Annotated in this window: 21 protein-coding genes; 8 read left to right on the top strand and 13 right to left on the bottom strand. The window is 55.6% G+C overall.

All coding sequences use genetic code 11. The annotated features are described in order from the left end of the window. The first annotated feature begins 24 nt into the window (after window positions 1-24). The 7 genes from FIV00_RS00475 (at window position 25) to FIV00_RS00505 (ending at window position 9,580) form a co-directional block, all read left to right on the top strand. The gene (locus tag FIV00_RS00475; RefSeq protein ID WP_152498976.1) at window positions 25-1,287 is read left to right on the top strand and encodes an ROK family transcriptional regulator; all 1,263 of its coding nucleotides are present in this window, start codon (window positions 25-27) and stop codon (window positions 1,285-1,287) included. Further along, window positions 1,284-2,711, top strand: a complete 1,428-nt coding sequence (locus tag FIV00_RS00480) for a di-heme oxidoredictase family protein (protein WP_152498977.1) — start codon at window positions 1,284-1,286, stop codon at window positions 2,709-2,711. The genes FIV00_RS00475 and FIV00_RS00480 overlap by 4 nt, the downstream gene beginning before the upstream one ends. Then, a complete protein-coding gene (locus FIV00_RS00485; RefSeq protein WP_152498978.1) occupies window positions 2,708-4,372 on the top strand; it encodes a CRTAC1 family protein in 1,665 nt (554 codons plus the stop codon). Before FIV00_RS00480 ends, FIV00_RS00485 begins: the two co-directional genes overlap by 4 nt. Before the next feature lie 230 nt (window positions 4,373-4,602). Further along, window positions 4,603-4,857 carry a hypothetical protein gene (locus FIV00_RS00490; protein ID WP_152498979.1) on the top strand — a complete coding sequence of 85 codons (255 nt, stop codon included), beginning with the start codon at window positions 4,603-4,605 and terminating at the stop codon, window positions 4,855-4,857. Between the two features lie 380 nt (window positions 4,858-5,237). Continuing rightward, window positions 5,238-6,584, top strand: coding sequence for an NAD(P)-dependent oxidoreductase (locus FIV00_RS00495; protein ID WP_152498980.1), 1,347 nt, complete (start codon window positions 5,238-5,240; stop codon window positions 6,582-6,584). A 37-nt stretch (window positions 6,585-6,621) separates the two neighbouring features. Then, on the top strand, window positions 6,622-7,935 hold the full coding sequence (gene preA, locus FIV00_RS00500) for an NAD-dependent dihydropyrimidine dehydrogenase subunit PreA (protein WP_152498981.1): 1,314 nt from the start codon (window positions 6,622-6,624) through the stop codon (window positions 7,933-7,935). A gap of 133 nt (window positions 7,936-8,068) precedes the next feature. Further along, window positions 8,069-9,580: a BCCT family transporter gene (locus tag FIV00_RS00505; protein WP_152498982.1), complete on the top strand. Its 1,512-nt coding sequence runs from the start codon at window positions 8,069-8,071 to the stop codon at window positions 9,578-9,580. Window positions 9,581-9,690: 110 nt separating this feature from the next. Here the strand turns inward: FIV00_RS00505 and FIV00_RS00510 are convergent, their stop codons facing one another. The 6 genes from FIV00_RS00510 to FIV00_RS00535 all read right to left on the bottom strand — a co-directional run bounded on the left by FIV00_RS00510 (window position 9,691) and on the right by FIV00_RS00535 (window position 17,300). Then, a complete protein-coding gene (locus FIV00_RS00510; protein WP_152498983.1) occupies window positions 9,691-10,164 on the bottom strand; it encodes a DUF2269 domain-containing protein in 474 nt (157 codons plus the stop codon). Further along, the gene (locus FIV00_RS00515) at window positions 10,164-11,459 is read right to left on the bottom strand and encodes an SDR family oxidoreductase (RefSeq protein ID WP_152498984.1); all 1,296 of its coding nucleotides are present in this window, start codon (window positions 11,457-11,459) and stop codon (window positions 10,164-10,166) included. The genes FIV00_RS00510 and FIV00_RS00515 overlap by 1 nt, the downstream gene beginning before the upstream one ends. A gap of 73 nt (window positions 11,460-11,532) precedes the next feature. Next, window positions 11,533-12,408, bottom strand: a complete 876-nt coding sequence (locus FIV00_RS00520) for a DmsC/YnfH family molybdoenzyme membrane anchor subunit (protein WP_152498985.1) — start codon at window positions 12,406-12,408, stop codon at window positions 11,533-11,535. Then, window positions 12,408-13,151, bottom strand: a complete 744-nt coding sequence (locus tag FIV00_RS00525) for a 4Fe-4S dicluster domain-containing protein (protein ID WP_152498986.1) — start codon at window positions 13,149-13,151, stop codon at window positions 12,408-12,410. The genes FIV00_RS00520 and FIV00_RS00525 overlap by 1 nt, the downstream gene beginning before the upstream one ends. Continuing rightward, on the bottom strand, window positions 13,148-15,898 hold the full coding sequence (locus FIV00_RS00530) for a molybdopterin oxidoreductase family protein (RefSeq protein ID WP_209006943.1): 2,751 nt from the start codon (window positions 15,896-15,898) through the stop codon (window positions 13,148-13,150). The genes FIV00_RS00525 and FIV00_RS00530 overlap by 4 nt, the downstream gene beginning before the upstream one ends. 406 nt (window positions 15,899-16,304) lie before the next feature. Then, window positions 16,305-17,300, bottom strand: coding sequence for an ABC transporter substrate-binding protein (locus FIV00_RS00535; protein WP_173005829.1), 996 nt, complete (start codon window positions 17,298-17,300; stop codon window positions 16,305-16,307). Window positions 17,301-17,700: 400 nt separating this feature from the next. Here FIV00_RS00535 and FIV00_RS00540 point away from each other — a divergent pair, with 400 nt between their 5' ends. After that, window positions 17,701-18,396 carry a nitroreductase family protein gene (locus tag FIV00_RS00540; protein ID WP_152498988.1) on the top strand — a complete coding sequence of 232 codons (696 nt, stop codon included), beginning with the start codon at window positions 17,701-17,703 and terminating at the stop codon, window positions 18,394-18,396. Between the two features lie 7 nt (window positions 18,397-18,403). On the opposite strand, the gene FIV00_RS00545 is transcribed toward FIV00_RS00540, so the two are convergent. The 7 genes from FIV00_RS00545 to FIV00_RS00575 are packed head-to-tail and all read right to left on the bottom strand — an operon-like array spanning window position 18,404 to window position 25,925. Continuing rightward, window positions 18,404-20,239 (bottom strand): V-type ATP synthase subunit A, encoded by a 1,836-nt coding sequence (locus FIV00_RS00545; protein ID WP_152498989.1) that lies wholly within the window; start codon window positions 20,237-20,239, stop codon window positions 18,404-18,406. Then, complete coding sequence (locus tag FIV00_RS00550) at window positions 20,236-20,985, bottom strand: hypothetical protein (RefSeq protein ID WP_152498990.1); 750 nt, start codon at window positions 20,983-20,985, stop codon at window positions 20,236-20,238. Before FIV00_RS00550 ends, FIV00_RS00545 begins: the two co-directional genes overlap by 4 nt. A 2-nt stretch (window positions 20,986-20,987) precedes the next feature. Further along, window positions 20,988-21,689, bottom strand: coding sequence for a hypothetical protein (locus FIV00_RS00555; protein ID WP_152498991.1), 702 nt, complete (start codon window positions 21,687-21,689; stop codon window positions 20,988-20,990). Between the two features lie 9 nt (window positions 21,690-21,698). Then, complete coding sequence (locus tag FIV00_RS00560) at window positions 21,699-22,148, bottom strand: ATP synthase subunit C (protein WP_152498992.1); 450 nt, start codon at window positions 22,146-22,148, stop codon at window positions 21,699-21,701. Next, complete coding sequence (locus FIV00_RS00565) at window positions 22,145-23,938, bottom strand: V-type ATP synthase subunit I (protein WP_152498993.1); 1,794 nt, start codon at window positions 23,936-23,938, stop codon at window positions 22,145-22,147. The genes FIV00_RS00560 and FIV00_RS00565 overlap by 4 nt, the downstream gene beginning before the upstream one ends. Beyond that, window positions 23,935-24,558, bottom strand: a complete 624-nt coding sequence (locus tag FIV00_RS00570) for a V-type ATP synthase subunit D (protein ID WP_152498994.1) — start codon at window positions 24,556-24,558, stop codon at window positions 23,935-23,937. Before FIV00_RS00570 ends, FIV00_RS00565 begins: the two co-directional genes overlap by 4 nt. Beyond that, on the bottom strand, window positions 24,558-25,925 hold the full coding sequence (locus FIV00_RS00575; RefSeq protein ID WP_152498995.1) for a V-type ATP synthase subunit B: 1,368 nt from the start codon (window positions 25,923-25,925) through the stop codon (window positions 24,558-24,560). The genes FIV00_RS00570 and FIV00_RS00575 overlap by 1 nt, the downstream gene beginning before the upstream one ends. Window positions 25,926-26,592 lie beyond the last annotated feature (667 nt).

Consider the following 26,592-nt stretch of genomic DNA (forward strand, 5'->3'; position numbering starts at 1 on the left):
CACCTTGGGAAGAGCTGAGCGAGCATGACACGCAAGGCGGACCGGGATCAGATCCGGCGGCAAAATCGTAGTATTGTACTTCAGGCCCTGCGCCGGAACGGTCCCATGGCACGGATCGATCTCGGCCATATGACACGCCTCAGTCCGGCGACTGTCACGGCCATTACCTCTGACTTGCTGGACCAGGGATTGATCCTCAGTCTGGAAAGTGAGGAGCCCAAAACACATCAGGCGCGTGGCCGTCCACGCACCTTGCTGAAACTCAATCCCGATGCGGTTTACACCGTAGGCGTGCGCTTGTCGGTGAACCATATCGACATGTCTCTGGTCAATTTTGCCGGAGAAGTCACGCAAGACAAACGTGCCTATTTCGACAGTGCGACCGCAGACGCGCAGAGTTTCCCCAAGACGCTTGTGGATGCCATCAGAGATTTTCTGCAGGAGGCCGGTGTCGGCCCGTCGCGTGTCAGGGAAATCGGAGTTGCCGCCCAAGGGGTTGTGGAAACAGAAAGCGGAATTGTGTCGTGGAGCCCTGCATTCGCGGGTAGAAAAATCCCCGTGGTCGACCCCCTGCGCACAGCCTTTGGTGCCGACTGCTACATCTCCAACGACACCAACATGATCACCGAAGCGCTCCACTGGTCCGATCCCAACCGCTATAGCGGCACATTTGCGGTGATCATGCTGGACTACGGTGTCGGAATGGGGCTCTACCTCAACAATCAGCTGTTTTCCGGCGCAAGCGGCACCGCGGCCGAATTCGGCCACGCCAACCACATTCCGGGCGGTGCTCTTTGCCGGTGCGGCAAAAGGGGATGCCTTGAGGCCTACCTTTCCGACTATGCGCTGGTTCGCGCAGCGTCCCACATGCCGGAAACCACCGATCCGATCACCATTGATGCAGGCGTCAGTGGTCTTGCAAGGCTGATAGAGCTCGCAAGTTCTGGAGACGACGACGCCCGCACAGCCTTTCATGAGGCTGGCCGCGTTCTGGGTTACGGTCTTGCCCGGGTGATTGCCATGATCGATCCGAAACGGGTGGTTCTGACCGGTGCGGCAATGCGTGCGTTTTCATTCATGGAAAAGGGCATGTGGGAAGGGCTCGAGGAAGCACTTGTGGCCGATCTGAGGAACAACTTTTCGCTCGACGTCATGCCCTGGAATGAAGATTTTATCCGCAGTGGCCTTATCGCTCAGTCCATGGAACGGCTCGACAAGGACTTTCTGGGGACAGATTCGCTGCCAGGAGAGCGTGCGGCAAGTTCTGGGAAGAAGGTGTCCGCATGACGTACGCCAAAAAGCTCACACTACCGGCAACCGTTCTGACGACCATGATGGCCAGCACTGCGGTCGCGGACCCCGATGTTCTGCCGTGGAGCGAAAGGGCAATTCAGGAGGATGTCGATATCGATGCACTGGCCGCATCCGGTCAGGATCCTCTTGAGATACTGCTGCCCCTGGGTGAAAGCCTGTTTTCCGCCAAATTCACCACGCTTGACGGCGCAGGACGCCCGGACGCCACCGGCGCGATTGTTCCAACCAAGGTGCGCAGGCGCTCGCATTTGGCGTTTCAGCGTTTGGCTGGGCCCGACGCCAATGCCTGTGCCTCCTGCCACAATGAGCCGGTGACGGGCGGTGCCGGGTCATTTACCGCAAATGTCTTTGTATCGGAGGGCTTTGAAAGCGCTGACTTCGATACGATCGACCCGCAGTTTTCCAACGAACGCAACACCAATGCGTTGCAGGGTGCGGGACTGATTGAGCTGCTTGCGCGTGAAATGACCGCAGAATTGCGGGCTCAAAGAAAGTCTGTTCTGGCAGAGGCCCGCAAAAGCGGGCAAGCCGAGGAGATCGACCTTGTATCCAAGGGCGTCACCTTCGGCACGTTGACCGCATTTCCTGACGGCACACTGGATGTTTCCGGCCTTGAAGGCATCGACGATGATCTGACCCTTCGGCCCTTCAGCCAGAAGGGGGTATTCTCGTCTCTCCGGCAGTTTACGGTGAACGCCATGAACGCTCACCACGGGATACAGCCAAGTGAGCGTTTCGGTAGCACCTGGACGGGCACGGACGATCACGACCTGGACGGCTTTGCTGACGAAATGTCGCCTGGACAGATATCAGCCCTGGTTGCTTTCCAGGCAACGCTGCCAGCACCAACTCGCAAGGAAAACCTGCCGGATGTCTGGCAAGAGGCAGCCGACAAAGGTGAAAAGGTCTTTGCAGATATCGGATGTGCCTCCTGCCATATTCCCGCTTTACCGCTCGATAGCCTTGTATTTCATGATCCGGGACCAATCGATACTGCCGGGACACTGAGACAAAGCGATATGGCGACGCCGCTTGCGCTTGATCTGGCCACTCTGGACTGGGTTCAGGCGTTGCCAAGGGATGAAAACGGTCGTGTTCTGGTGCCACTTTACGGCGATTTGAAACGTCATAAGATCGCGGACGCGGCCAACGACACGTTTGGCAACGAACTTCTTGCGCAGCGTTTCGTCGCGCGGGATGTCTTCATTACCGCCGAACTTTGGGGCATAGGCAGCACGGCACCATATGGACACCGCGGTGATCTGACGACGCTGAACGAAGTGATCCGCGCCCATGGCGGCGAGGCCACAGAAAGCCGGAAGAGCTATGAGACCCTTGAGGAGGCCGAGCGGCAGGCTGTAATTGCATTCCTGCGCAGTCTGGAGATCGCCGAATGACCCGATTGAGCCTTTCTCTTGCGCTCTGCGCTCTGGCAAACGCGGCTTCCGGATCATTCATCGGAGCTGGCGCAGAAGAACGCCCATCATCTCTTGCGCCCGTTCCAGTCTTTTCAGAAGAAGCACAGTCGGCCGGTATCGACCACACTTATGACGGCGCGTGGGAGTTTTTTGTCGGTGGCGGCACGGCCATTTTCGACTGCAACGGTGACCGTAGCCCTGATCTATTTATCGCCGGGGGCAAAAATCCAGCTGCACTGTTTCGAAATGAAAGTCAGACCGCCGGAGCCTTGAAGTTTGTTCCGGTTAAAAGCGGCTTGACCGCCAAGCAGGCGAGCAAAGTGCTCGGTGCCTATCCGCTCGATTTCAACAATGACGACACTTTGGACCTTGTCCTGCTTCGACTTGGTGAAAACCTGCTCCTGGAGGGCAAGGGCGACTGCCGGTTCGAGGTTGCAAACAGGGCCCTTGGTTTTGACGGTGGGCGCGAATGGACAACTGCCTTCTCGGCCACCTACGAAGCAGAACAGGATTTTCCAACTCTTGCTTTTGGCAACTATGTGGATCGGTCCGCTCCGGGTTCACCCTGGGGAACCTGCCATGACAACTTTCTCTTTCGACCGGAAAGCGCAGCTGATGGCAGCGTGAAATACTCTGAGGCCAATCGCCTTTCGCCCGGCTTCTGCACACTTTCAATTCTCTTTACCGACTGGAACCGATCCGGCGAAACCGCGTTGAGAATATCGAATGACCGACACTATTACCGAGGCGGTGAAGAGCAGCTCTGGTCGGTGCCTCCCGGACGGCCTCCACGGCCGTTCCGGCGGGCAGACGGATGGCAGCATCTGAAAATCTGGGGCATGGGCATTGCGTCCATCGACCTGGACGTAGACGGGTTCCCGGAATATGCCCTGACAAGCATGGGTGACACCAAGCTGCAGAAGCTCGATGGTGAAGACGACGAAACCGTTCCCGTTTACCAGGATATCGCCTTCGACCTCGGCGTGACTGCCCACAGGCCCTATGCCGGAGACGACCTGAAACCATCTACCGGTTGGCATTCGGAGTTTCAGGACGTCAACAATGACGGGCTCTGGGATCTTTACATTGCCAAGGGCAACGTCGAGGCCATGCCTGACTTCGCTGCCTATGACCCGGACAATCTGCTGATTGGCCAATGGAACGGCAAATTTACCGAGGTCGGCGATCAGGCGGGCATCGGCCTTGACCGAAGGGGCCGCGGGGCAGGCCTGGCCGATTTCAATTCCGACGGTTTGCTCGACCTGATTGTCGTGAACCGTGCCGCACCCGTTAGCTTGTTCCGCAATCTGGGTCAGGGCTCAGTCGACACTCCCAAGCCGCTTGGAAACTGGCTCGCCGTCGACATTCGGCAGCCCGGGCAGCCGAACGCAAGGGCCGTTGGTGCCAAGATCAGTGTCAAGACCGGCAACCGGACTGTGGTCAAGGACATACAAATCGGGGCAGGTCATGCATCTGGCCAGATGGGCTTTGTACATTTTGGTCTCGGTGTTGCAGAACGCGCCAATGTCCGGGTCAAATGGCCGGATGGTGATTGGAGCCACGGTTATCGGGTGTTCGCCAACGGGCACGTCATCATCGAGCGTGGTGCCGAGAAGGCCAAGTTATGGTATCCGGAATAGACCCGTTGACGTGCTTTGAGATCTTCCGCTTTCCCGTTTGGCTTTGGCGCTAGCGTCATCTGGGGGCAGTTATCCCCGCAATCCAGAGCGAACAAAAGGTATTCGACTTATCCAACCTTTAGGCGAGACTGCCACATTTACACCAAATATTGCGCGTGTGATGAGTTTGGGTAGGATATCGCGACAGGGCATGGGACGCGGTATTGCATAGCTAAAGGTGGGACTTGCAAATGATGGTCGGGTTTTTCGCCGGAACCATTTTATATGGTGCCGTCACACTGCTGTTTCTGATTGTTTCTTCAGCTGAGCTTCTGGGCAATAGACTGAGCACTCCCAGTCGCCTTCTCGGCGTTCTGGTGACTTCCGTGTTCTGGCCAATCACACTGGTCGTCCTCGGCTTCACCAGTCTGGCCACGACGCTGAACAAGCAGCTCAAAAGTATCGAATGGCAAGGACCGTTCGGTGCTTCCCAAGAGCTGAACTGAAGCGATAGCGAAATTCGACTTGTCCGATTGAGGCAGCAGCGCTTTGCAGCCTGGATCTTGTCCTTTGAAAATTGACGCCTTTGCTGCAGACAAATCTGTTGTGCCGTGCGGTTTTGGGCACGCTTTTTCCAAAATCCCTAAACAATAAACGTGCATCTTGGCACCTAGAGACCAAATGACGCATTTTTAGTCATGCCCTGAATTTGATCTAAGATACTGTAATTTCGGCAACTTTATTGCTGAATTTTATCTTCAAGTTTTTAATCGTTCTAAAAATATTTGACTAATTGTTCAAATTTTTTTCCAATGGAGTTCTAAGCCTTCTCAAACAACGAAGAAGGCCCCTTTGAAATTTGATCGCCAACCTTCCGGAGATCTCCATGACCCAGACCAAAGCCGGCCCGGACATCACCACCGGGCGCTTGCCTGAGGACGTTTACGCAGAAAACTTCAGCGACCTGCATCCGCTGCTGGAACCGCATGAAGCCCAGGTCGAAGCCGATCGCTGCTATTTTTGCTACGATGCCCCCTGCATGCAGGCCTGTCCGACAAGCATCGACATTCCGCAATTCATTCGACAGATTTCCACCGGAAATCCGACGGGTTCGGCGAAAACCATTTTCGACCAGAATATCCTTGGTGGCATGTGCGCGCGCGTTTGTCCGACTGAAACGCTGTGTGAACAGGTTTGTGTGCGCGAAGTGGCAGAAGGTAAGCCGGTCAAGATCGGCCAGCTTCAGCGCTACGCAACCGACCACTACATGGCTGAAAATGACACAACGCCATTTACCCGCGGCGCTGCCACCGGAAAAAAAGTCGCCGTCGTGGGTGCTGGTCCAGCCGGACTTTCTTGTGCCCACAGGCTTGCGGTTCACGGTCACGATGTGACCCTTTTCGACGCGCGAGAAAAGGCAGGCGGCCTGAACGAATTCGGCATTGCGTCCTATAAGTCGGTCGATAACTTTGCCGCGCGGGAGGTCGAATTCATTCTGTCGATCGGCGGTATCGAGCTAAAGACCGGGATGCGCCTCGGCGAGAACCTCGAGCTTTCGGAACTACGCGCCTCCTATGATGCCGTGTTCCTGGGCATCGGCCTTGGCGGCGTTAATTCTCTTGGTCTTGAAGGTGAAGACAAATCCGGGTCGATGGACGCGGTCAGCTACATTGCGGACCTTCGTCAGGCCAAGGATCTCTCCAAACTACCCGTTGGACGCCGGGTCGTTGTCATTGGCGGCGGAATGACAGCTGTCGATATCGCGGTGCAGACCAAGCTGCTTGGCGCTGAGGACGTGACCATCGCCTATCGCCGTGGTCAGGACCGGATGAACGCTTCTGAATATGAGCAACATCTTGCGCAGACAAGCGGCGTCAAGATCATGACCTGGGCCCAACCCAAGGCACTAGTCGGTGCCAATGGTGCGATCACGGCTATTGAACTGGAGCGGACCCAGGACCAGAACGGTTCCTTCGGTGGCACCGGCGAAACAATCACGTTGCCCGCCGACATGGTTTTCAAGGCCGTCGGACAGACATTGGTTCAAACGGATCTGGGCGGATCAATAACCCTTGAGAAGGGCCGGATCGTTGTCGGTGACGACCGACAGACGAGTCTGGCGGATGTGTGGGCAGGGGGTGACTGCATCTCTGGCGGCGAAGACCTCACGGTCACGGCTGTTGAAGACGGCAAAATCGCTGCTGAAAGCATCAACGCTGCCCTGAGCGCCTGAACGGCGCCGGCATTCGTATATTTGAGGGAGAGCCATTATGGCTGACTTGCGTACAGACTTTATCGGTATCAAATCGCCGAACCCGTTCTGGCTGGCATCAGCGCCACCAACCGACAAGGAATACAACGTTGTCCGGGCTTTCAAGGCCGGATGGGGTGGCGTTGTCTGGAAAACGCTCGGCGAAGACCCTGCCGTCGTCAATGTCAACGGCCCACGCTACGGTGCCATTCACGGCAAGGACAGGCAGCTCATCGGATTGAACAACATCGAGCTGATCACCGACCGACCGCTGGAGGTCAACCTGCGGGAAATCAAGCAGGTAAAGCGTGACTGGCCCGACAGGGCTCTTGTCGTGTCGTTGATGGTTCCTTGTGAAGAGCAGAACTGGGTCAGCATCCTGAAGCAGGTCGAGGACACCGGCGCGGATGGTGTGGAGCTCAACTTCGGCTGTCCGCACGGCATGAGCGAGCGTGGTATGGGCTCGGCGGTTGGCCAGGTGCCTGAGTATATCGAGATGGTAACCCGGTGGGTGAAGCAGCATTCCAGAATGCCCTGCATCGTCAAGCTGACGCCCAACATCACCGATATCCGCAAACCTGCGCAGGCGGCCAAGGCCGGGGGCGCAGATGCCGTCTCGCTGATCAACACCATCAATTCGATCATGGGTGTGGACCTTGATGTGATGTCGCCAGCGCCGACTGTCGACGGCAAAGGCGCACATGGCGGCTATTGCGGCCCGGCGGTCAAACCCATTGCTCTGAACATGGTTGCCGAAATCGCGCGAGACCCGTCCACACATGGCCTGCCGATTTCCGGGATCGGCGGTGTCACGACCTGGCGTGACGCTGCTGAATTTATGGCGCTTGGAGCTGGATCGGTTCAAGTTTGCACAGCGGCCATGACCTACGGCTTCAAAGTCGTAGAAGACATGATTGACGGTTTGAGCGACTGGATGGACCAAAAGGGATATACATCCGTCGATCAGTTTATCGGCAGCGCGGTGCCGAATGTTTCCGACTGGCAGTATCTCAACCTCAACTACATTGCCAAGGCCAAGATCGATCAGGATCTGTGTATCCAATGCGGTCGTTGTCACATTGCCTGCGAGGACACCTCCCACCAGGCGATTACAAACATGGTCAATGGTGAGCGCAGGTTTGAAGTGATCGACGAGGAATGCGTCGGATGTAATCTGTGCGTCAGTGTGTGCCCCGTGGAGGACTGCATCACCATGGAAGCGATGAAACCCGGCAGCATCGATCCGCGCACAAAGAAAATGGTCGAAAAGGACTACGCCAACTGGACCACCCATCCGAACAATCCGATGGCGGTCACAGAAGCCGCCGAATAGGACATCGTCCCAGGCGGCAAATCGAAGCGCAGGCAGGCTCCTCCCTTGCCTGCGCTTTGCTTTTGCCGATTCGCTTTTGCGTTCCGGGTGTTAGCCGTTTAGCTTGCAGGTTAGTGCAAGGCGAGGAATCGGCATGAAAAACTCCCGCATATTACTGGCAACTTCCATCAGCCTTTGTGCATTCGTCGGAATATGGGGCGTTATCTCACCCGACAGCCTGTTGGTCTTCGCCGAAAGCATCGTCAATCAGTATTTCATCAGCCGTGGCTGGTTTGTCATGCTGTCAGTGACGATCATGCTGCTGTTCTGCCTGGCGCTTACGCTGACGAAATTCGGTGACATCCGGTTGGGGGCCGACACCGACCGGCCGGAATACTCAACACCCACATGGATCGCCATGCTGTTTGCAGCCGGAATGGGTGTCGGGCTTCTATTTTGGGCCGTGGCTGAGCCGCTGACCCACTTCTATTTCGTGAAAGACGTCTTACCCCAACCGATAGCCGCCGAGCAGGCGCTCCTTGCCGCCAATTTCAACTGGGGAATTCACGCCTGGGCCATCTACGGCACGACTGCCCTTGCCATTGCCTATTTCAGCTATCGGCGCGGAACGCCAATGATGGTCAGTGCCCCGCTGAAAAACCTGTTCCCGGGCGAATTCTGGGCGAGTGCACTTGGCTGGTTTTCCGACTTCATGGCCATTGCGGCGATCGCCATAGGTGTCGCGGGATCGGTTGCTATGGGCGTTTTTCAGGTTGCCGACGGCGCAACCGTGCTCATGGGAAATGATACGGCTACACCGCTGATGATCGGCACGGTGTTTGTTCTGATGATCGCTGCTTACATACCGCCCCTACTCGTTGATCTTGGGGCCGGCATGGCGAGGCTTTCCAACATTGCCATGGCGCTTGCGATCGGGTTGGTGGTCTACACCATTGTTCTGGGTCCCTCGGAATTCCTGCTCAATTCGATTGTCAGCGGGATCGGCAGCTATGTCGCCGTCGTAATCCCCCGTGGCCTGGAAACCTTCACGTTCTACGGGGACGAAGCCAGTAAATGGTTCCGGGACTGGACACTGACCTACATGGTCTGGTGGATTGCCTGGGGCCCGTTTGTCGGCGTCTTTGTCGCGAGAATTTCCAAGGGTCGCACCATAAGGGAATTCGTGCTCGGTGTTCTGATCGGCCCAACACTCTTTTCCACCATATGGTTCGGAGCTTTTGGAGGCATCGGTATTTACGATGCGCTCAATGGACAGGGCGACTTGCTGGCGCTCACTCAGACCAACGTTGAGCGCATGACTTTCGCACTGCTTGACCGCTTGCCTTTTTCCACGCTGACAACGCTTGCGACAGTCCTGGCGGCGTTCCTGTTCATCGTTACGAGTGTGGTCAGCGCAGCCTTTGTCCTGGGCACGTTCTCGACCGGTGGAAACCCGAATCCGAGTGCAAAGGTTCGGGTTATCTGGGGCCTGCTTCTGGGCGTTCTCGGAGCAGCCATGATCCTTTCAGGTTCGATGGCGGCGGTCAGGACCCTGATTGCACTTGGCGCACTGCCTTTTGTCTTCATCACTGTCATTCTGCTTGCCTGCCTGATCCGGGCGCTGTTGCAGGACAGCCGAAAGGAACAGACACATGCTGACAGGTGATCCTCTCGATACCGTTCTGAATCTCGGCACATTTGCGTTTATCGGCTTCATCGTCTGGTTGATGATGCGGAAAAGCCCTGACGACACCGAAAAATAGACTTCGGCCTGCGCTACAGCGAAAAGTCAGGCCTGGTGAGCATGAGCCACACGATTGCCATTACTGCGAAGAAGGCCGGAAACCCAAATGCAAACCAGACCCGGTAGAGCCGGTGATACCTCTCAGGCAATTTCGTGCCGGCTTCAGCGGCGGCAACTGCAAGTCTGTGCATTCTGATCTGGATCCAGACCACCGGCAACCAGAACAGGCCGACAAAAACATAAAGACAGAGTGAAACCAGCACCCAGCCTTCAAGCAGAGACCAGCCGACCTCGCGCGTCAGCAGATATCCGGTAATCGGCTGCGCCACGGCAGCTGTCGCCGTAAATACCGTATCTGCCAGCACAACGATGCCGGAAACGTGGGCAATCAGGCGAGGGTCTCGCGACCGGTTGGAAATGACCATGAAAAACGCAATGCCGGCACCAGTGCCAAGTAGCACGCAAGCTCCGATCACATGCGCGTATCGCAGCAGTTCGTACCACATCAGCGGTCCTCCAGAAGGAACGCAACGAACACTGCCAGCAAAATTGCCGGAAGTACTTTGACAAAGGGGCCAAGAGGGTCTGACCATAAATCGGCGGCAAGCCATGACCCGAATAAGAGATAAGCACCTGATACCAGTATCATGCCAGCACATGCCTTCCGGCTCCAACGCCTGACAAGAACAGCCGCGCCAAGCACCAGATCCGCAACAATGCCGCCGATCACAGCAACCGCGGCGATGCCGGATGACACATTGCGCTCTGTCAGGACGGACTTCGCATTTTCGAAAGACAAGATCCCGATCAGTCCGGACAACAACCAGAAAACGGACAAACAGCCAATCGCCAGAGGCAACAGGAGATACATCCGCGAAAAGGTTCTTTCCTGCGCCGTTGCGGGTATTGCTGCAAGTGTCTCTTCAAGGCTTCTAACTGCCAACCCACCTCGTTCATGCCAATGCGACGGATCTCCGGTGATGCCTGATTTCAAGGAACGGAGGGCGTTGGTTCTTAGCGGCGAACGCCAGCCCAACCAGCCAAGCAGGTCGGCACCTGTTCCAACCAGCCTGAGCAGCCATTCAGGTATTTCGATTTCCGCTGACCACTTTGGGTAGCCAAGCCAGGACCTGATCCTGCGTGTCAGTTCCGCAAATGTGTGGGTTTCTGTTTCGCCAAGATCCGCAACAAAATGGGTTCCCAGTTTACCACCGGCAGCGTGAGCAACCGCGGCCGCCAAATCGTCGACATGAATGGTCTGGATAGGCGCATCGGCAAAGACCCGGCCACCGATGCAAGGTGTTGCTGCTGATGCGCGCAGCAAAGCGGACCCGCCATACGCTTCAGAACCGAGCACCAGAACGGGCCGCAAAATGATCCAGTTTGTTGCAGAGGCCATGACAACTGCATCACCGCGGGCTTTGGTTCGGAAAAACGCCGTCGGCGCGTCTTCAGAAACGCCCGCAGCGGAAATCTGGACAAATGTCGCATGCGTTCCTGAGAGCGCTGAAACGATCCGTTCCACTGCGCCTACGTGGATTGCATTTAGATTGTCACGTGTTCCATCCTGCAGTGCACCGGAGGCGTTCACGACGACATCGGCATCACCCAGCAATTCTTTCCAATCGGATTCCAGCGTTTGGGAAATATCTCGAATTATCCAGACGAGGTCAGGAAAGACCTTTTTTGCGCTTTCCAAAGAACGCCCGACACCACAGACCGCATAACCGTCTGCCTGCAAGGCCCTGACGCAAGCCGCACCGATAAAGCCGTAAGCGCCGAGGACGACCGCCTTTTTCATCAGCACACCTTTCCCGAACCGCGGTTTAGCGTTTTAGGCCGGTGCAACGGGCAAGTAAAACCGAAAAGGCGCTTTAGCGCTGGCTGTAGTAAAGGCCAACCACGTGTTCAGCCTCGGCAAAGAACAGCCAACGGGATGCGAACGTTCCTGCAAGATAGGCAAGGGCCGCCAGCCCGGCGCTGAAAACTCCGGCAGGCAAAAGAGCAATGATCACAATCGGTAAAAGGCAATTCAGAAGAAATGCGATTGCGCGCAGCTTCTGGGCATGCTTTCGACCGACCACATAGACCATTTCTTTCAGGAGGTAGTTGGTGCCGGTATGGGGTGGTTCGAAGAGGCGAACCTTGCCACGGTCGCCTAGACCCGTTGCGGTTTCAGTCGTGTGTCCACGTTCTGCAAAACGGCGATCTCCAAGCACCCAATATAAAAACTGCACGCCGCCCGCAACGGCGAGCAGAACCAGTGCTGCCATCGACTGGGCGGCCAGAACGGCCCCTCCTGCCAATGAGAGAGTTACCATGTGAAGAGGTGTCAGCCAGTGGTTCCAGCGCGGCACTGTGGCCAGCTGAGCGTAGATCATGCTGGTCGCATAGACAGTTGCTAAGCTCAAAGCAGCTCCAAGAATCCCGACCGGGACAAGCAATCGGTCGAAAAAGACCGCGGCAAACCCATAAAGACCCATCACCAGAAGTGCAGAAACAGAGAGCCAGGCTTCACGCGACAGCCAACTGCTGCGCCACTGCGAAAACGCTTTCAGCGCCCGCTGCGGATTGCCGAGGTGAAAGGTCGACGCGACCAATCCACCAACAGCAAGCGCATACGCAATGGCAAAACAAAAGAACGCGGTCCATCCCGTTACGGCGGGTTGACCGATCCCGAGCCAGGCAAGATACCCAAAACCAAGGCCCGACAATACGGTAAAAACGATAACTGAGGGTGCCGGATGCATCAGAACGCCTCCAGTGTCTTGTCGAGCCAGGCCAAAAACCCTTTGGGCGAGTCGGCAACTGGTTTCAATTGTTGAGCTGTCGTGTCGGCGGTCAGGCGGTCTTTTGCCCGAGGCGGCAAGTACTTGTTGACCGGCTTGGTGCCCTGCTCCGGCATCAGATCCATTCCCCCGCGTTCTGCTGTAAGGCGGGATACATTGCTCTCAGGATCGCTGAAGTCTCCGAAATGGCGTGCCCCGGCCGGACAGGTTCTGACACACGCAGGCACCCGATCTTCCTCGGGCAAGTTCTCATTGTAGATCCGGTCGACACACAGGGTGCATTTTTTCATTACACCAGCGGACTGGTCCAGCTCTCGAGCGCCATAGGGACAAGCCCAAGCACACAACCCGCAGCCAATACAGGCATCTTCGTCAACAAGGACGATCCCGTCTTCCACCCGCTTGTAACTGGCACCTGTCGGACAGACCGTGACGCAAGGCGCATCGTCGCAATGAAGGCAGGATTTCGGAAAATGAATGGTCTGCGCAGCACCGTTTGACGGTTGAACCTCAAAGGCGTGCACACGGTTCAGAAAAGTTCCGACGGGATCGCCGCCATAAGCATCGTTGTCACTCAACGCGACGCCATAGTTTTCTGTGTTCCAGCCTTTGCAGGCCGTTACGCAAGCATGGCAGCCGACGCATGTGTCGAGATCGATGACAAGGCCGAGTTTCTTTTCCGTGTGATCAGGCAACGTGGTCATGGGCGCACCTTCTGACGAACGGTTTTCGGGCCTTTTCCAACCGGCGACCGTAGTTCAGGGAACGCCGGGCTGCATTCGTCCGGTGGGCCTGTTTTTTCAATTCGGACCCGCAGGTCAAACCAGGCGGCCTGTCCCGTGATGGGATCCGAATTGGACCACCTCAGTCCGTCACCCTTTGGCGGCAGCAGCTCATTGATGAGATGATTGAGCAAGAAACCCTTGGTGGCCTCAGGCGCATCGCCATCCAGCGCCCATGCGCCTTTGCGTTTGCCAATGGCGTTCCATGTCCAGACGGTGTTTTCGTTTAGAGCCGCCATCAAGGCGACTGGAACCACTATCTCGCCGTGGAGCGAGGTGACCCGCGCCCAGTCGCCATCCTGAAAGCCATGCTGTTCCCAGATTTTCGTTGGCACATACAACGGATTGTGACCATGGATCTGTCTCAGCCAAGCATTTTGGCTGCCCCAGGAGTGGTACATGGCCATTGGCCGTTGCGTGAGCGCATGGACCGGGTAATCAGCTTCATCCACGTGGGCATCTTCCAGCGGCGGATACCACACAGGCAACGGCTCGAACGTTTCCTTGATGCGCTCGCGCAGGTGATCGGGCGGTTGACGGTCACCGTGCCCCTCCGCTGCCAGCTGAAAGCGGCGCATGGGCTCGGAGTAGAGTTCAAAAAGATAGGGCTGAGGCTTGTCGTAAAAACCAAGTTCGACTGCCCAATCCTGATATGCCGCGTTCCAGGGTTTGTAGAAGGCTGCTTCGTCTGGAACATGCTCGACAAAAAAACCACCGTTTTCGATGTATCGGTCGAGTTGTTCCGGATTGACGTCGCCTCTGCCTTTGTCAGATCCATCACCCCGGAATCCCGCCAATGGACCAATGCCCGGCCGGCGTTGGTGATTGACCATATAGTCGGCATAGTCGCGATATTTGGCACTGCCATCTTCTTCGACAAAGCCGGGAAGTTTCAGCCGCACACCGAGGTCGACCAGCACAGACTGGAAACCTCTGACATCCCTGTCCGGCTCAATCACCGGCCAGCGGATGGCGTCAGCAGCCGCGTCGGCTTCACAAATCGGTCGATCCAGCAGGCTGATGCAGTCGTGGCGTTCCAGATAGGTCGTGTCCGGGAGAATGAGATCCGCATAGGCAACCATTTCCGATGAATAGGCATCGGAATAGATTATCCGCGGGATAACGTAGTTGCCGTCCTCATCCTTGTCGGTCAGCATCTCCATGACACCCTTGGTGTTCATGGAGGAATTCCAGGACATGTTCGCCATATAAAGAAACAGGGTATCGATCCTATAAGGATCTCCCGCATGGGCGTTGGAAATCACCATGTGCATCAGCCCGTGGGCCGACATCGGGTTCTCCCAGGAAAAAGCCTTGTCGATGCGCGCAGGCGTGCCGTCTTCCTTCAGCGCCAGATCATCCGGTCCCCGAACAAAACCCAGATGCGGCCCGTCCAGCGGACAATCCGGTTTGGAATGGCAATGAGGCGTCGGGTGTGCCGTAACCTGCTTCGGGTAAGGCGGCTTGAACCGGAAACCACCGGGCACTTCCACAGTCCCGAGCAGGATCTGTAGGAAATGCAGCGACCGACAAGTCTGGAAACCGTTCGAATGAGCGGAGATCCCCCGCATGGCATGAAAACTGACCGGACGGCCGGGCATCTTTTCGTGACGGTCTCCACGAAAGTCTGTCCACGGCTGGTCCAACTCAAACGCCTCTTCAAAGGCAACGCGGGCCAATTCGGCAGCAATCGCGCGGATGCGCTGTGCCGACACACCACATTTTTCGGCCACAGCTTCAGGGCTGTAGGCATCATCCAGATATTTCTCAGCAAGTAGCTGGAACACTGTCCTGTGTGTCAGACCATCCTTTTCATACTGGGCCGCAAGATCCGGTTTGACGCCTCTTTGGTCGAATGCCGTCGGCTGGCCGCTGTTGCGGTCAATGACAAGTGTTTTGCCGGCCTCATCCCGCAACAGCAGCCCGAATTCAGGTGAGGCCGGGTCGTTGTTCACCAGGCATGGCGCATTGGTGAAGCGGGACAGGTATGCCAGATCGATCTTGCCGCTTTGAAGAAGCGTGTGGACCAACGACAGGATGAACAGACCATCGGTGCCCGGGGTTATCCCGACCCATTCGTCGGCGATCGCATTGTAGCCGGACCGAACCGGATTGATGCCGATGACTTTGCCGCCATGTGCCTTGAGCTTGCCAAGCCCCATTTTGATGGGATTGGAATCATGGTCTTCGGCAACACCGAACAACAGAAACAGTTTTGTCCTGTCCCAATCGGGTTGGCCGAATTCCCAAAAGGCACCACCCATTGTGTAAATGCCACCTGCGGCCATGTTCACCGAACAGAAACCGCCATGCGCCGCATAGTTGGGAGTGCCGAAATTTTGCGCCCAGAAACTGGTAAAGCTCTGGGACTGGTCCCGCCCGGTGAAAAAGGCAAGTTTTTCAGGTGCGGACTTGCGGATGGGCGCCAGCCAGCCAGTGGCAATTTCCAGTGCCTCATCCCAGCTGATTTCCTCAAATTCACCCGACCCTCTTGGCCCCTTACGCTTGAGGGGTGCACGCAGGCGCGACGGCGCATTCACCTGCATGATGCCGGACGAACCCTTGGCGCACAGCACGCCCTTGTTGACCGGGTGATCTCTGTTGCCCTCGATATAGGCAACCTTGCCGTCTTTCATGTGGACGTTGATGCCGCACCTGCAGGCGCACATGTAGCAGGTGGTCTGACGAATTTCGTCAGATACAAGTGGAGATGTCTCCACAGATGGCTGCTGGTGTCTGCCCAAGTCCCCTCCTCTGGCCTTTAGAAATTTTTTCTAAAAACCGCTCCTGTGCAGCAAGTCTTATGTGCTTAAGTATGTATTTGTAGGATGCGTTGGCGTCAATCAACGTCTTCGGTGCGGCGGCATATGTCGGGATTCTACCGAAAAGAACGTTTTTCGTGGCGCAAAACGACAAAAATTCCCTCTCCAGCGGCGACCCGGAAAGTGTCTGGAAAAAGTCAGGTTTCAGCTTCACATCTCAGACCACAGAAATCTGTGGGGAGGTCTTGGCTGACTAAAAAAGGCCGCCCGATGGGCGGCCTTTCCGTATGCCAATTTAAGAGCAGTTGAAGCTCTAGAGCTTGTCTGTTACCGCAGTTGAAGTGGCACCTTCCGGTTCTTTCGTGATAACCGGGTCTGAACCACCTGAAAGCAGCGACTTGACCGTACGATTGTAAGCTTCCATGTCGAGCTTGCCATCGGCTCCATCAACCAGCTTGTTGATCTCGCCAACCATGCGGATCTGGTGCTTTTCCGTCTGTGCGCCCGTGGCGTCGTTTTCAAGCACGATTTCAGCAGCTTCTTCCGGGTTTGCTGCGGAATACTCCCAGCCTTTCATGGTTGCTTTGACGAACCGTGCCAGTTTGTCGACCATGGCCGGATCATCCAGGCTGGACTCCAGTACGTAGAGACCGTCCTCGAGGGTTGCGACACCCTGGTCTTCATATTTGAAGACAATCAGTTCATCTTCCGGAATGCCTGCGTCTATGACCTGCCAATATTCATTGTAAGTCATGGTGGAGATGCAATCGGCCTGCTTCTGGAGCAGCGGATCAACGTTGAAGCCCTGCTTGAGAACCGTCACTCCGCCGTCGCTACCATCCGTTGGAATGCCCAACTGGCTCATCCAGGACAGAAACGGGTATTCGTTGCCGAAGAACCATACGCCCAGTGTCTTGCCCTTGAAGTCTTCCGGCGAAGTGATGCCGGTGTCCTTGCGGCAAGTCAGCATCATTCCGGACTTCTTGAAAGGCTGTGCAATGTTGACCAGCGGCACACCTTTTTCGCGGGACGCCAAAGCGGACGGCATCCAGTCGATGATCACGTCAGCACCACCACCGGCAATAACCTGAGGCGGTGCGATGTCTGGACCACCCGGCTTGATCGTTACATCCAGGCCTTCTTCTTCATAAAAGCCCTTGTCCTTGGCGACGTAGTAGCCGGCGAATTGTCCCTGTGTGACCCATTTCAGCTGCAACGTCAGTTCGTCCGCGGCATGTGCCGCGCCCGAAACCAGGCTCGCGCCCAAGACGGACACAAGCGCCAGATTCTTCAATGCCTTCATTGCCATTCCCCTACTGGTTACGGGCCTCGTCACATGGACGGGTCCCTTCTCTGGAATTCACCACTCTATGCTGAACCAACCGGCGAGTGTTTTAAAGCCGCCTAATTGGGTGCCAGCAATCTGGCCGTGTTGTCTGCGACGGGGCGCTTACCTTCTCGTACACAGGTCACTGACCATTTGGTCAAGAAAATCTAGAAAGCTGCCCCGTCTCTGGTCAAGGTTATTTTTTAATCAAGCAGACATAAGCGCCAATTTGAGCGCGTATTCAGGTTGCGGAGCCGAAAAATGGGATTTTTGGTTGCCTAACGCACCGGAAGACGATCCATTGTTCGCTTTTGACAGGACCGACTGCCGGAAACAAACGCAAATCAGCGTAGTCTCGGCGGCGAAACCGGATAGACGCTACATGATTGCCAAATCTGCACTTAATTATCGACCGCTTCCCTTGCCTGACCGGCGGCAGTTTACCGATGCAGAAATGCAGGCAAGAGCTGATGCGTTTCTTGAAGATGTGCGCACGCGTCACACGATCCGGCATTTTTCCGACCGTCCGGTCGAACGAGCCGTCATTGAAACCTGCATCCGCGCTGCCGGAACCGCGCCAAGTGGTGCGAACCATCAACCCTGGCATTTCGTTGCAATTGCCAATCCTGCCTTGAAGCGCACGATCCGCGAAGCTGCCGAAGAAGAAGAGAAGAAGTTTTATGCCGGCGGTGCCGGGGATGAATGGATCAAGGCGCTTGAGCCGATCGGAACCAATGCTGACAAACCTCACCTGGAGATTGCTCCCTGGCTGATTGTTGTTTTTGCACAGCGTTGGGGAACCTATGACGATGGCACCCGGTACAAGCACTACTACGTGCCAGAAAGCGTCGGCATTGCGACCGGCGTTCTGATCACGGCGCTTCATCATGCCGGATTGTCGACATTGACCCACACGCCCAACCCAATGAAGTTCCTGAACGAAATTCTCCAACGACCCGAGGCTGAAAAACCGGTCATGATCCTTGCGGCCGGACATCCTGCAGAAGATGCGACCGTGCCCGCTGCGGCAAAACTGAAGAAACCCTTGGACCAGATCCTCAGCGTCTTTGACGACTAGGAATGGCTTAACCGGTCATATGGCTCGGCGCAGCGGCGACATTGTTTTTTATCTTCTCAACGAGTTCCTTACGTTCCTGACTGCCATCGGCCGAATAGTTGAGGTTCTTGAAGAGGGACGTCTGCTCGGTGAAGAATTTGCGCACCGTGTCCTTGTCCTCGAAGGCAAAATCCGTGTTGGCGATCTTGTAGACCAGTTCGAAAGTCTCCTGCTGGCGGTCAAGCGGGGCGGACACATCGACATCATCGAAAGCATCTTGCTGCAAATAGACCATGTCGAGAAAGAGCGCCTTTTGCTGAAGGATAAAATCCTCGGTGGAGACGCCTTCTTCACCGGTTACCTGCATCATACGCGTGATTTCATCACCTTTGCGCAGCAGGTCGATCATCTCTTCGACGCGCGGCACCCAGTTCGGACCGATATTGGTCTGGTACCAGTCGCCCAGCTGCACGTGATAGCGAGACCATGACAGAAGCGGATCGACAGCCGGATAGAACCGTTTGTAGGCGCGCTCGGAAGACAATCCGAGGAAGGTTTTTACCGTTCCGAGCGTCGACTGGGTCACCGGTTCTTCAAAGTTGCCGCCGGCAGGCGAAACCGTGCCGATCATGGTGAGACTGCCCGTTTCGCCAGCGGCTGTTTTCAAAACGCCTGCGCGCTCATAGACGCCCTTGATCGAAGAATCCAGGTAAGCTGGAAAGGCTTCTTCACCCGGGATCTCCTCCAACCGACCTGAAGTCTCTCGCATTGCCTGCGCCCAGCGCGAGGTGCTGTCGGCAATCAACAGTACATCATAGCCCATCTGGCGGTAGTATTCGCCAAGAGTGATGCCGGTATAAATCGATGCCTCACGCGCAGCGACCGGCATGGAGGAGGTGTTGCAGATGATGACAGTTCGGTCCATCAGCGTGCCGTCACCGGAGGGATCAGGTTGATGCGGAAATTCGGTAATGGTTTCAACGACCTCGCCGGCACGCTCGCCGCAGGCGACGACAATCACGATATTGACGGCTGAAAACCGCGAAATCAGAGATTGAAGCACCGTTTTACCGGCTCCGAACGGCCCGGGAATGCAGCCCATTCCTCCACGCGCAATCGGAAAGAACGTGTCGATCAAGCGCAAGGTGGTGATCAGCGGTTCACTCGGATAAAGCCTTTCGCTTTGCCCTGCCTTCACGAGACCTTCAGGCAACGCCCGCCGAACCGGCCAATGCTGGACCATGGGAAGGTCCCGGGTGTCGCCTCTGTCATTCTTGATGGTTGCGATCACTTCGTTGATGGTGAAAGTACCTTCCCGGATCCGATCAATCGTCCAGGTACCGGAAAGCGTAAAAGGAGCCATTATCTTGTGTTGGAAACGTCCCTCTGGAACTGTTCCAATTGTGTCGCCAGCCTTGACCTTGTCTCCCGATTTGACCGCGGGCTCAAAAGACCACTTCCGGTTTTGATCAAGCGCGTTTGTCAGGACACCGCGTGGCAGAAAAAAACCATGTTCGGCAGCAATATCGGCAAGCGGGTTCTGCAATCCGTCAAATACGGTGCTGAGAAGACCAGGCCCGAGCGCAACGGACAGCATCTCACCGCTTTGGATCACCTTGTCGCCAACCCGAACTCCGGATGTGCTTTCAAAAACCTGTGCTTCGGCGGATTTGCCGCGAACGCGCAGAACCTCAGCTTTTAGATACTCACGCGGTTTTCCATCCCGTTCAGGACCGTGCGGAACGATGTAAACGACTTCATTCTTGATCAGAGGCGCGTTTCCGATCGGTGACAGTGTCACAAGATCGTCTTGCACCGCGACGATCTCAGCTGTCGGATCAGGGAGTTGAACATGACTGGTCACGACGAAGATCCCTCAAGAGGTGAAAAAGTGTCGGAGAAAAATCCCTGCGGCTTCGGAGGGCTGATATTTGCGTCTGGCCCTTCAAGAGCCAATGAGACCAGAGCCTCTAGGCGATCACGGGCATCGGCTTCGTTGTAGCGTGACCACCGTTCCACAATTACCCAGCGCAGCACATAAATTCCGACTGCTTCGAAGTCGAAATCATGCATCGTTCCATAGTGATCGAGCTGCCGGACCACCTCTGTTAGAACCAGACGCTCCATCGAAATGTGGTCGCCGGACTGCATCAATCGATAGGCTTCGGAAACCCACGGCATGAAGTGTCCGAGACCGAAAGCCGGGTCGCTCCAGTTCGACTTTATCGACATGCACCAGCGACCCATGCCCCAGTTTTCGATATCTTCGGCGCTTTCCTGTCCATTCCGGCGGCGGCGCAAAGCGGCAATCAATGTCCGCGTCTCCATACGCGCACCAACAAGATGCTGCAGATCGGGATAGTCTTTCAGGTCCGCAATGATCCGATTTGCTCGGCGAATGACTTCTGCATCCTGATCGTATTTGGCGACACCTGCCCAGGCAGTCACCTCGACCATTTCCTTCAATAGCGCCGCATGCTGCGGCTCCAGCATCGTCAGGCGCTGTTTCAGCCGGAAATCCGAAATCGGCAGGTCCTTGAGCGAGAACAGTTTCCCGAGATGCGGCAAGCTGGTGACAAGCGAGATGTATTGGTGCGGATTGGACGTCATTGTCAGCGCAGCACCCCTTCCATCACGGCCCGCAGTCGCGGCTGTAGGTGACGTTTTAGCAGTGTTGCAATCGCTTCTTCAGTCAGGTCAATGGAAACATCGCGATCCGTCAGCTTAACTCTTATGCCGTCGAAGCCAGGTGCCGTGGAAAACGTCACGCCTGCACGCAGTGCATCGCCCGCAAGCACCAGAACAAAATGCGTCAGCGTTCCTGGCTCGACCGCCTCGGGTGACTGCTTCAACTCCTCAAAACTGACAACCTTTTCAGGCAACACGATTTCCATCGGTTCCGTGTCGCTGACAGACGCATTGTCACGGGCATTGCCGGCCATCGCGAGAATGAGTTTTTGCAAGAAAGCCTCATCGGCAAGGGTGGTGCCTACCAACCTTCCAGCTTCCTGTTGAATCCGGTCACCCAGCTCATTTCTGAGGCTGAGGACCAGATCACGTGCCGCGACTTTAAGCCCGTCTTCCGTCGCAGCCTTTTCCTTTGCGGCCTCAGCACGTGCTGTCGCCAAGAGGTTGTCGGCCCGTTCCTGCGCTTCCGACACGATCTCCTCTGCTTTTGCCTTGGCCTTGGCCAGAATGTCATCGGCTTCCGACTGACCGGCTGCAACGCCTTCGGATTTCAGTCGATTGATCAGGGCCTGCACCCCAGCACCAGCCGCGTTTTCAAGCTCTTGCGTGGTATCATGCTTGGACATGTTGCCCTCCTAACTCGGTATCGAACCTGCAAGCACAAGCGCGAAAACAAGGGCAAACACCGAAAACCCTTCCAAGACCGCTGCAGGCGCGAGCGATATGCCGAATATCTCCGGTTTGGCCTTCGAAGCATGGATGGCTGAAGCCAAGACTTCGCCTTGGCGAATACCAGTGAAAAGCATCGTGAACCCGGACAGGACACCGATGCCGAAGAGAGCGGCACCGTTCGCGGCATCGACTTGCGATTGCTGCAACGAGAACATGATGACAATGCCGTAGATTACCTGGGAGGACGGCATCAGAGAGACACCGATGAAACGGCCATAACCGCCGTCGCTGTCAAGCATTGCACCAATTGCGGCACTGCCACCGAGCGCACACCCCCAGGCACTGCCTATGGCGCCAAGAGCGACAGGCGCATAGAGCCCGAACCAACCGAGAGCCACAACGAATTCGTTCACAGGCGTGTCTCCTCTTTCTTGAACGGACGGAAAGGCGTGCCTTCGTCCTTCAAACCCCAATTGAAAAACTCAATGACATTCAGGCGCAGGCCATGCACACAGCCTGCTATCAGACCGAGGCCGATGTTGATGGCGTGTCCGATTGCCAGAACCAGTATGGCGATAAGAATGCCGATGCCCGGAACTGACTGATTGAGCTGGCCGGACAACGAATTGATCGTCTCTGCAAGCGAGGCTGCCGCAAGCCCGAGCGCAAACAGCCGCATGTAGCTCAGCACATCGGAGAAAATGTTGACAATCCTGGCAAGCGCGGCGAGACCATCGAAAATGCGCAACCCGCCCGAAGCAACTGAATCAACCTTCCGGTCACTTCCGAAGAAACCGACCAACAGCAATCCAAAAATGACGCTCGCCGGACCGATCGTCGCAACAACCGTCCCCTGGCCCAGAAAGGTTGCGAGCCCACCGAGCGCCACCAGGCACCAACCGACAGGTTGATAGCGACCGCTCGGTGTTCGTTCGTGCCACGCACGCAAACAATTGGCGATCACGATGTGCACAACGCCGATGGTCAACGTGATCTTCATCATCGTATCAACGTCTTTAAGGTGCAGGATCTTGAAATGGTAGAGGAAACTGCCTTCAGTCGGTGCGACGCCGGAGTAACTGCCCGTGGCAACACCGAACGCCGCCGTGGACACCATCAGCCAGCAGGACATACGATACATTCGGCGGCCAAGCGCTGACCCGGCGAACTTCTTGCGGAAAAGAAACAGAAGCAGAAGCAGCAACAAACCATATCCGGCATCGGTCATGATCATGCCGAAAAAAACGATAAAGGATACGTAGACAATCGCGGACGGGTCCCAGTCCCGGTATCCGGGTGTCTGATAGAATTCGACCAAATCCTCACCGGCCTCCATCGCGTGCGCGTTTTCAAGGAGCGTCGGCGGCGCGTCTTCTTCCGTAACATCTTCAAACAGGGCCGCAATACCAAGCTTTGAAGCGAGTGTTTCGATCTCGCTGACCTGATCCCGACGCGCCCACGCCTGCAAGACAAACACTCGGCCCGTATCGGCGGTTTCGAGCGCTGCGCGTCGACGGGCAGAGGTGTCGCGGGCCGCAGCAAGATTTTGCGCCAGAACAAACCGCCACTTCGTCAGTGCCTGACGTTCCAGCTCTAATTCTTCAAGATCTATTGCCGCGTCCTCGTGACGTTGCCTAAGCGCCGAGAGCGGTATCGCACCGACGTGGGTGCGCGGAACCGGCATAGCGCCAGTCTCCGGCTCTTCAGATGCCAGCAAAACAATGTAGCTGCGGAACCTGTCCCGGTGCACTGTTTCCAGGATCTTGTCGGATGGGTCTATCTCTCTCAGCTTGCCGTTGGGCACTACATAGAACCAGAGCCTGTTGTCTCCGATCTCCGCCAGATCGGAAAAACTGAATTCGCCCCAAGGCTCAACGTCCTGAATGCGCTTTTCCAGTTTTGCCAGCAAATCCTGACAGGCCTTAAGCGCCTTGCGGTTTTTGAGCGTCTTTTCGACCACGTCATCGAGATCGAATTTCTCGGCTCTGGTCTCAGGACGGCGCTGGTCCGAACAATCGACCAGCCAACGCAGGGCATCCACCGCATCTCTGCCAAGACCGGCAGGGACAGCCTCCAGCTCCTTTTGCGCCGAGACGAGGGGAATCAAATGAAGCGACCCGAAAGCTTGCGCTGCCTCCAGCACCGTGTCCTTGTCGTCCAGGACGCCAACCATATTCACTTTGATCAGAGGCACAATGCTCATAGCTCGGCCATCCGTTTCTCTGCCCCGCGAGCCGCCGTTTTGCGCTTGGAAATCTTTGCACGCACAACAGCATCTCTTTCAGCATCGGCAAGGGCCGTCCTGATTTTCTTGATATTGCGCTCCGCCTGCGGAATGAGAACTTTTTCAAACAGGTTCACACGCCGTGAAATCACGGCTTCCGCCTCCACCAACCGCTTGATGCGCTCGTTGGCAACAGCACGCTCCATGTTCAGGCGCAACAGCTCCCGCATTCCTGTCACATAAGGATCGACCCAATGCGGACGAGCCAACAAGGAATAGGGTCGGGTTTGCACATCGACGTCTTCAAGGATCGGCAATTTGGTGCCCGAGAGGTTCTGCTCTCCCTTGGCAACCCCTTTCAAGGCAACCAAACCTTCAAGCGGCACATGCTTGTTTGCAAGCATTGGCAGCGATCTCGCCAGATCAGAAAACCGAGCCTGATAGGCCTTTTCAAGCTGAACCGCTGTTTCCCTGGCTTTGGCGCGCTCAGCCATGATCTGAAGCCGTTTCAGTTCCAGAGAAGGTAGAAATCGCTTGTATTCGGCAAGCTGTGCGCTCTCTCTCGCCAACGAAGATTTGTTGAGCGCCAGCTTGGCCATCAGGCAGCCTCCTCATCCGAAGACTTTGAAACTGACGCCTTTGCCGGAAAGTATTTGTCGATCAGGCCTTGTTTCATCAGAAGCTGTTCAGGTTCGAAGCATTCAGCCAGCGTTTTCCAACAAAGATCCAGCGCCTCTTCCAGGGGTTTTGACACTTCGATGTCCATGAACCGTTCCCGGAACAAACCGCCGAACTTGAGCAGTTGTCGGTCGTAGTCCGACAACTCAAATGCCATCGACTGTTTCTGCTCAGCGTCGCGTGCACCGGAATAGAACCGGATCATCGTGTTCATGATCTGGTTGTGATCTTCGCGGGTCACCTTGCCAATGACATGCTGTTTCAGTCTGGACAGAGACCCAAAGGGATCCAGCACGCCACTGTGCAGATAAAACTGACCTTCTGTAATGTATCCGGTGTTGTCGGGAACTGGGTGCGTGACGTCATTCCCGGGCATGGTCGTGACGGTCAGGATTGTGACGGAACCGGACCCTTTGAAGTCGCAAGCTTTTTCATATCGGCGCGCCAGCTGCGAATAAAGATCCCCAGGATAGCCCCGGTTGGCCGGGACGCGCTCCATTGCAATGGACACTTCTTTCATCGCATCAGCAAACGCAGTCATATCCGTCAACAGAACCAGAACGCGCTTGCCTTCCTCGACGGCGAACTTTTCAGCAACCGCCAGCGCCATATCGGGCACCTGCAGACGTTCCACGACCGGATCCGAAGCCTGATTGATGAACATCACAGTGCGCGGAAAGACACCTGCATCTTCGAATTGCTTTCTGAAAAACGAGTAGTCATCAAAAATCAGTCCAAGTCCGCCGAACACAACAATGTCCGCATCCGCCTGGATCCCGATCCTGGCCAGAAACGGATTGTAGGGCTCACCTGAAACCGAGAAGATCGGAATCTTCTGGCTTTCAACGAGACAATTGAAGATGTCGATCATCGGTACATCCGTGCGGATCATCCGCGAAGCCAAAACACGTTTCATCGGATTGGCAGACGGTCCGCCAATCGGAACAGCTGGATCGCTCGACAAGTCAGGGCCCTGATCTATCGGATGACCGGCGCCATTGAAGACCCGGCCAAGAATGTTATCCGAATAGGTGACTTTGGCAGCTTCTCCGAGAAACCGGACCGAGGCATTGTTTGCCAGCCCTTTGGTACCGGAATTGACCTGGAGCGAAACCATGTCCTGATCGATATTGATGACTTGCGCGAGCGAAGCATTGCCATCTCCGCCATCGACAAGAGCCAGGTCGCCCAGGCACGGCCGTCCCTCAGAGTCGGCTTTGGTGGACGACACCTGAATGCGAATGATGTCGCCAACAATATCAATTATTCGCGTATGGGAGACCAGCATACACGCCCCCTTGTCTTCAAACGACTGTCTTTCAAGACCAGTAACGTCGAAGCATTTCGCCGACCGACCGCTACTGCATTTCCTGCAACAAGAAACATCTTAGGCGGGTTTTTGAGGCAGTTACAACCGAGTTGACACCATCGCCTTCTGTCCGCGTCATTCGATTGAAGATAGGTTGGAAACTGTTGCGTCCCTATGACCTGGATCAACAGTGGAGTGACACACATCACCAGCCGGTGATCGGGCCTTTCTCTTCAACCGATCTGGCGTGTGGTTTTACTTTCCCAGCCAGAATGACTGTGGAATTGGCAGCAACGCAGTGTGAAGGCATTCAGCGTAGGCGCCACACACATCACTCCACTCCGCAAAGGCCGGATTTCATCGCATTAAATTCATTCAATTTATTTAAGATGTAGGTATTTTTGACGGTAATTACTTTAACCTGACGTTGAATTCTTTCGTTTGAATTTGCTTTGTACTAATCAACAATATCCAGTTATACTTTAGAATTTCTCTAAATGTATTATTTCGTCTAAGTACTATGTGCAAATTAAACTGAATAATGAATTCATTATTATACACGCATAGGTTTATTATTAGTTGTAATTGACGTTTTTTCTAATTTTTTTTCCCAAGTATTGTTTCTTAGTCTTAAACTCCGCGCCTG

This window comes from Labrenzia sp. THAF82 (assembly GCF_009363435.1).
Lineage (GTDB): Bacteria > Pseudomonadota > Alphaproteobacteria > Rhizobiales > Stappiaceae > Roseibium > Roseibium porphyridii.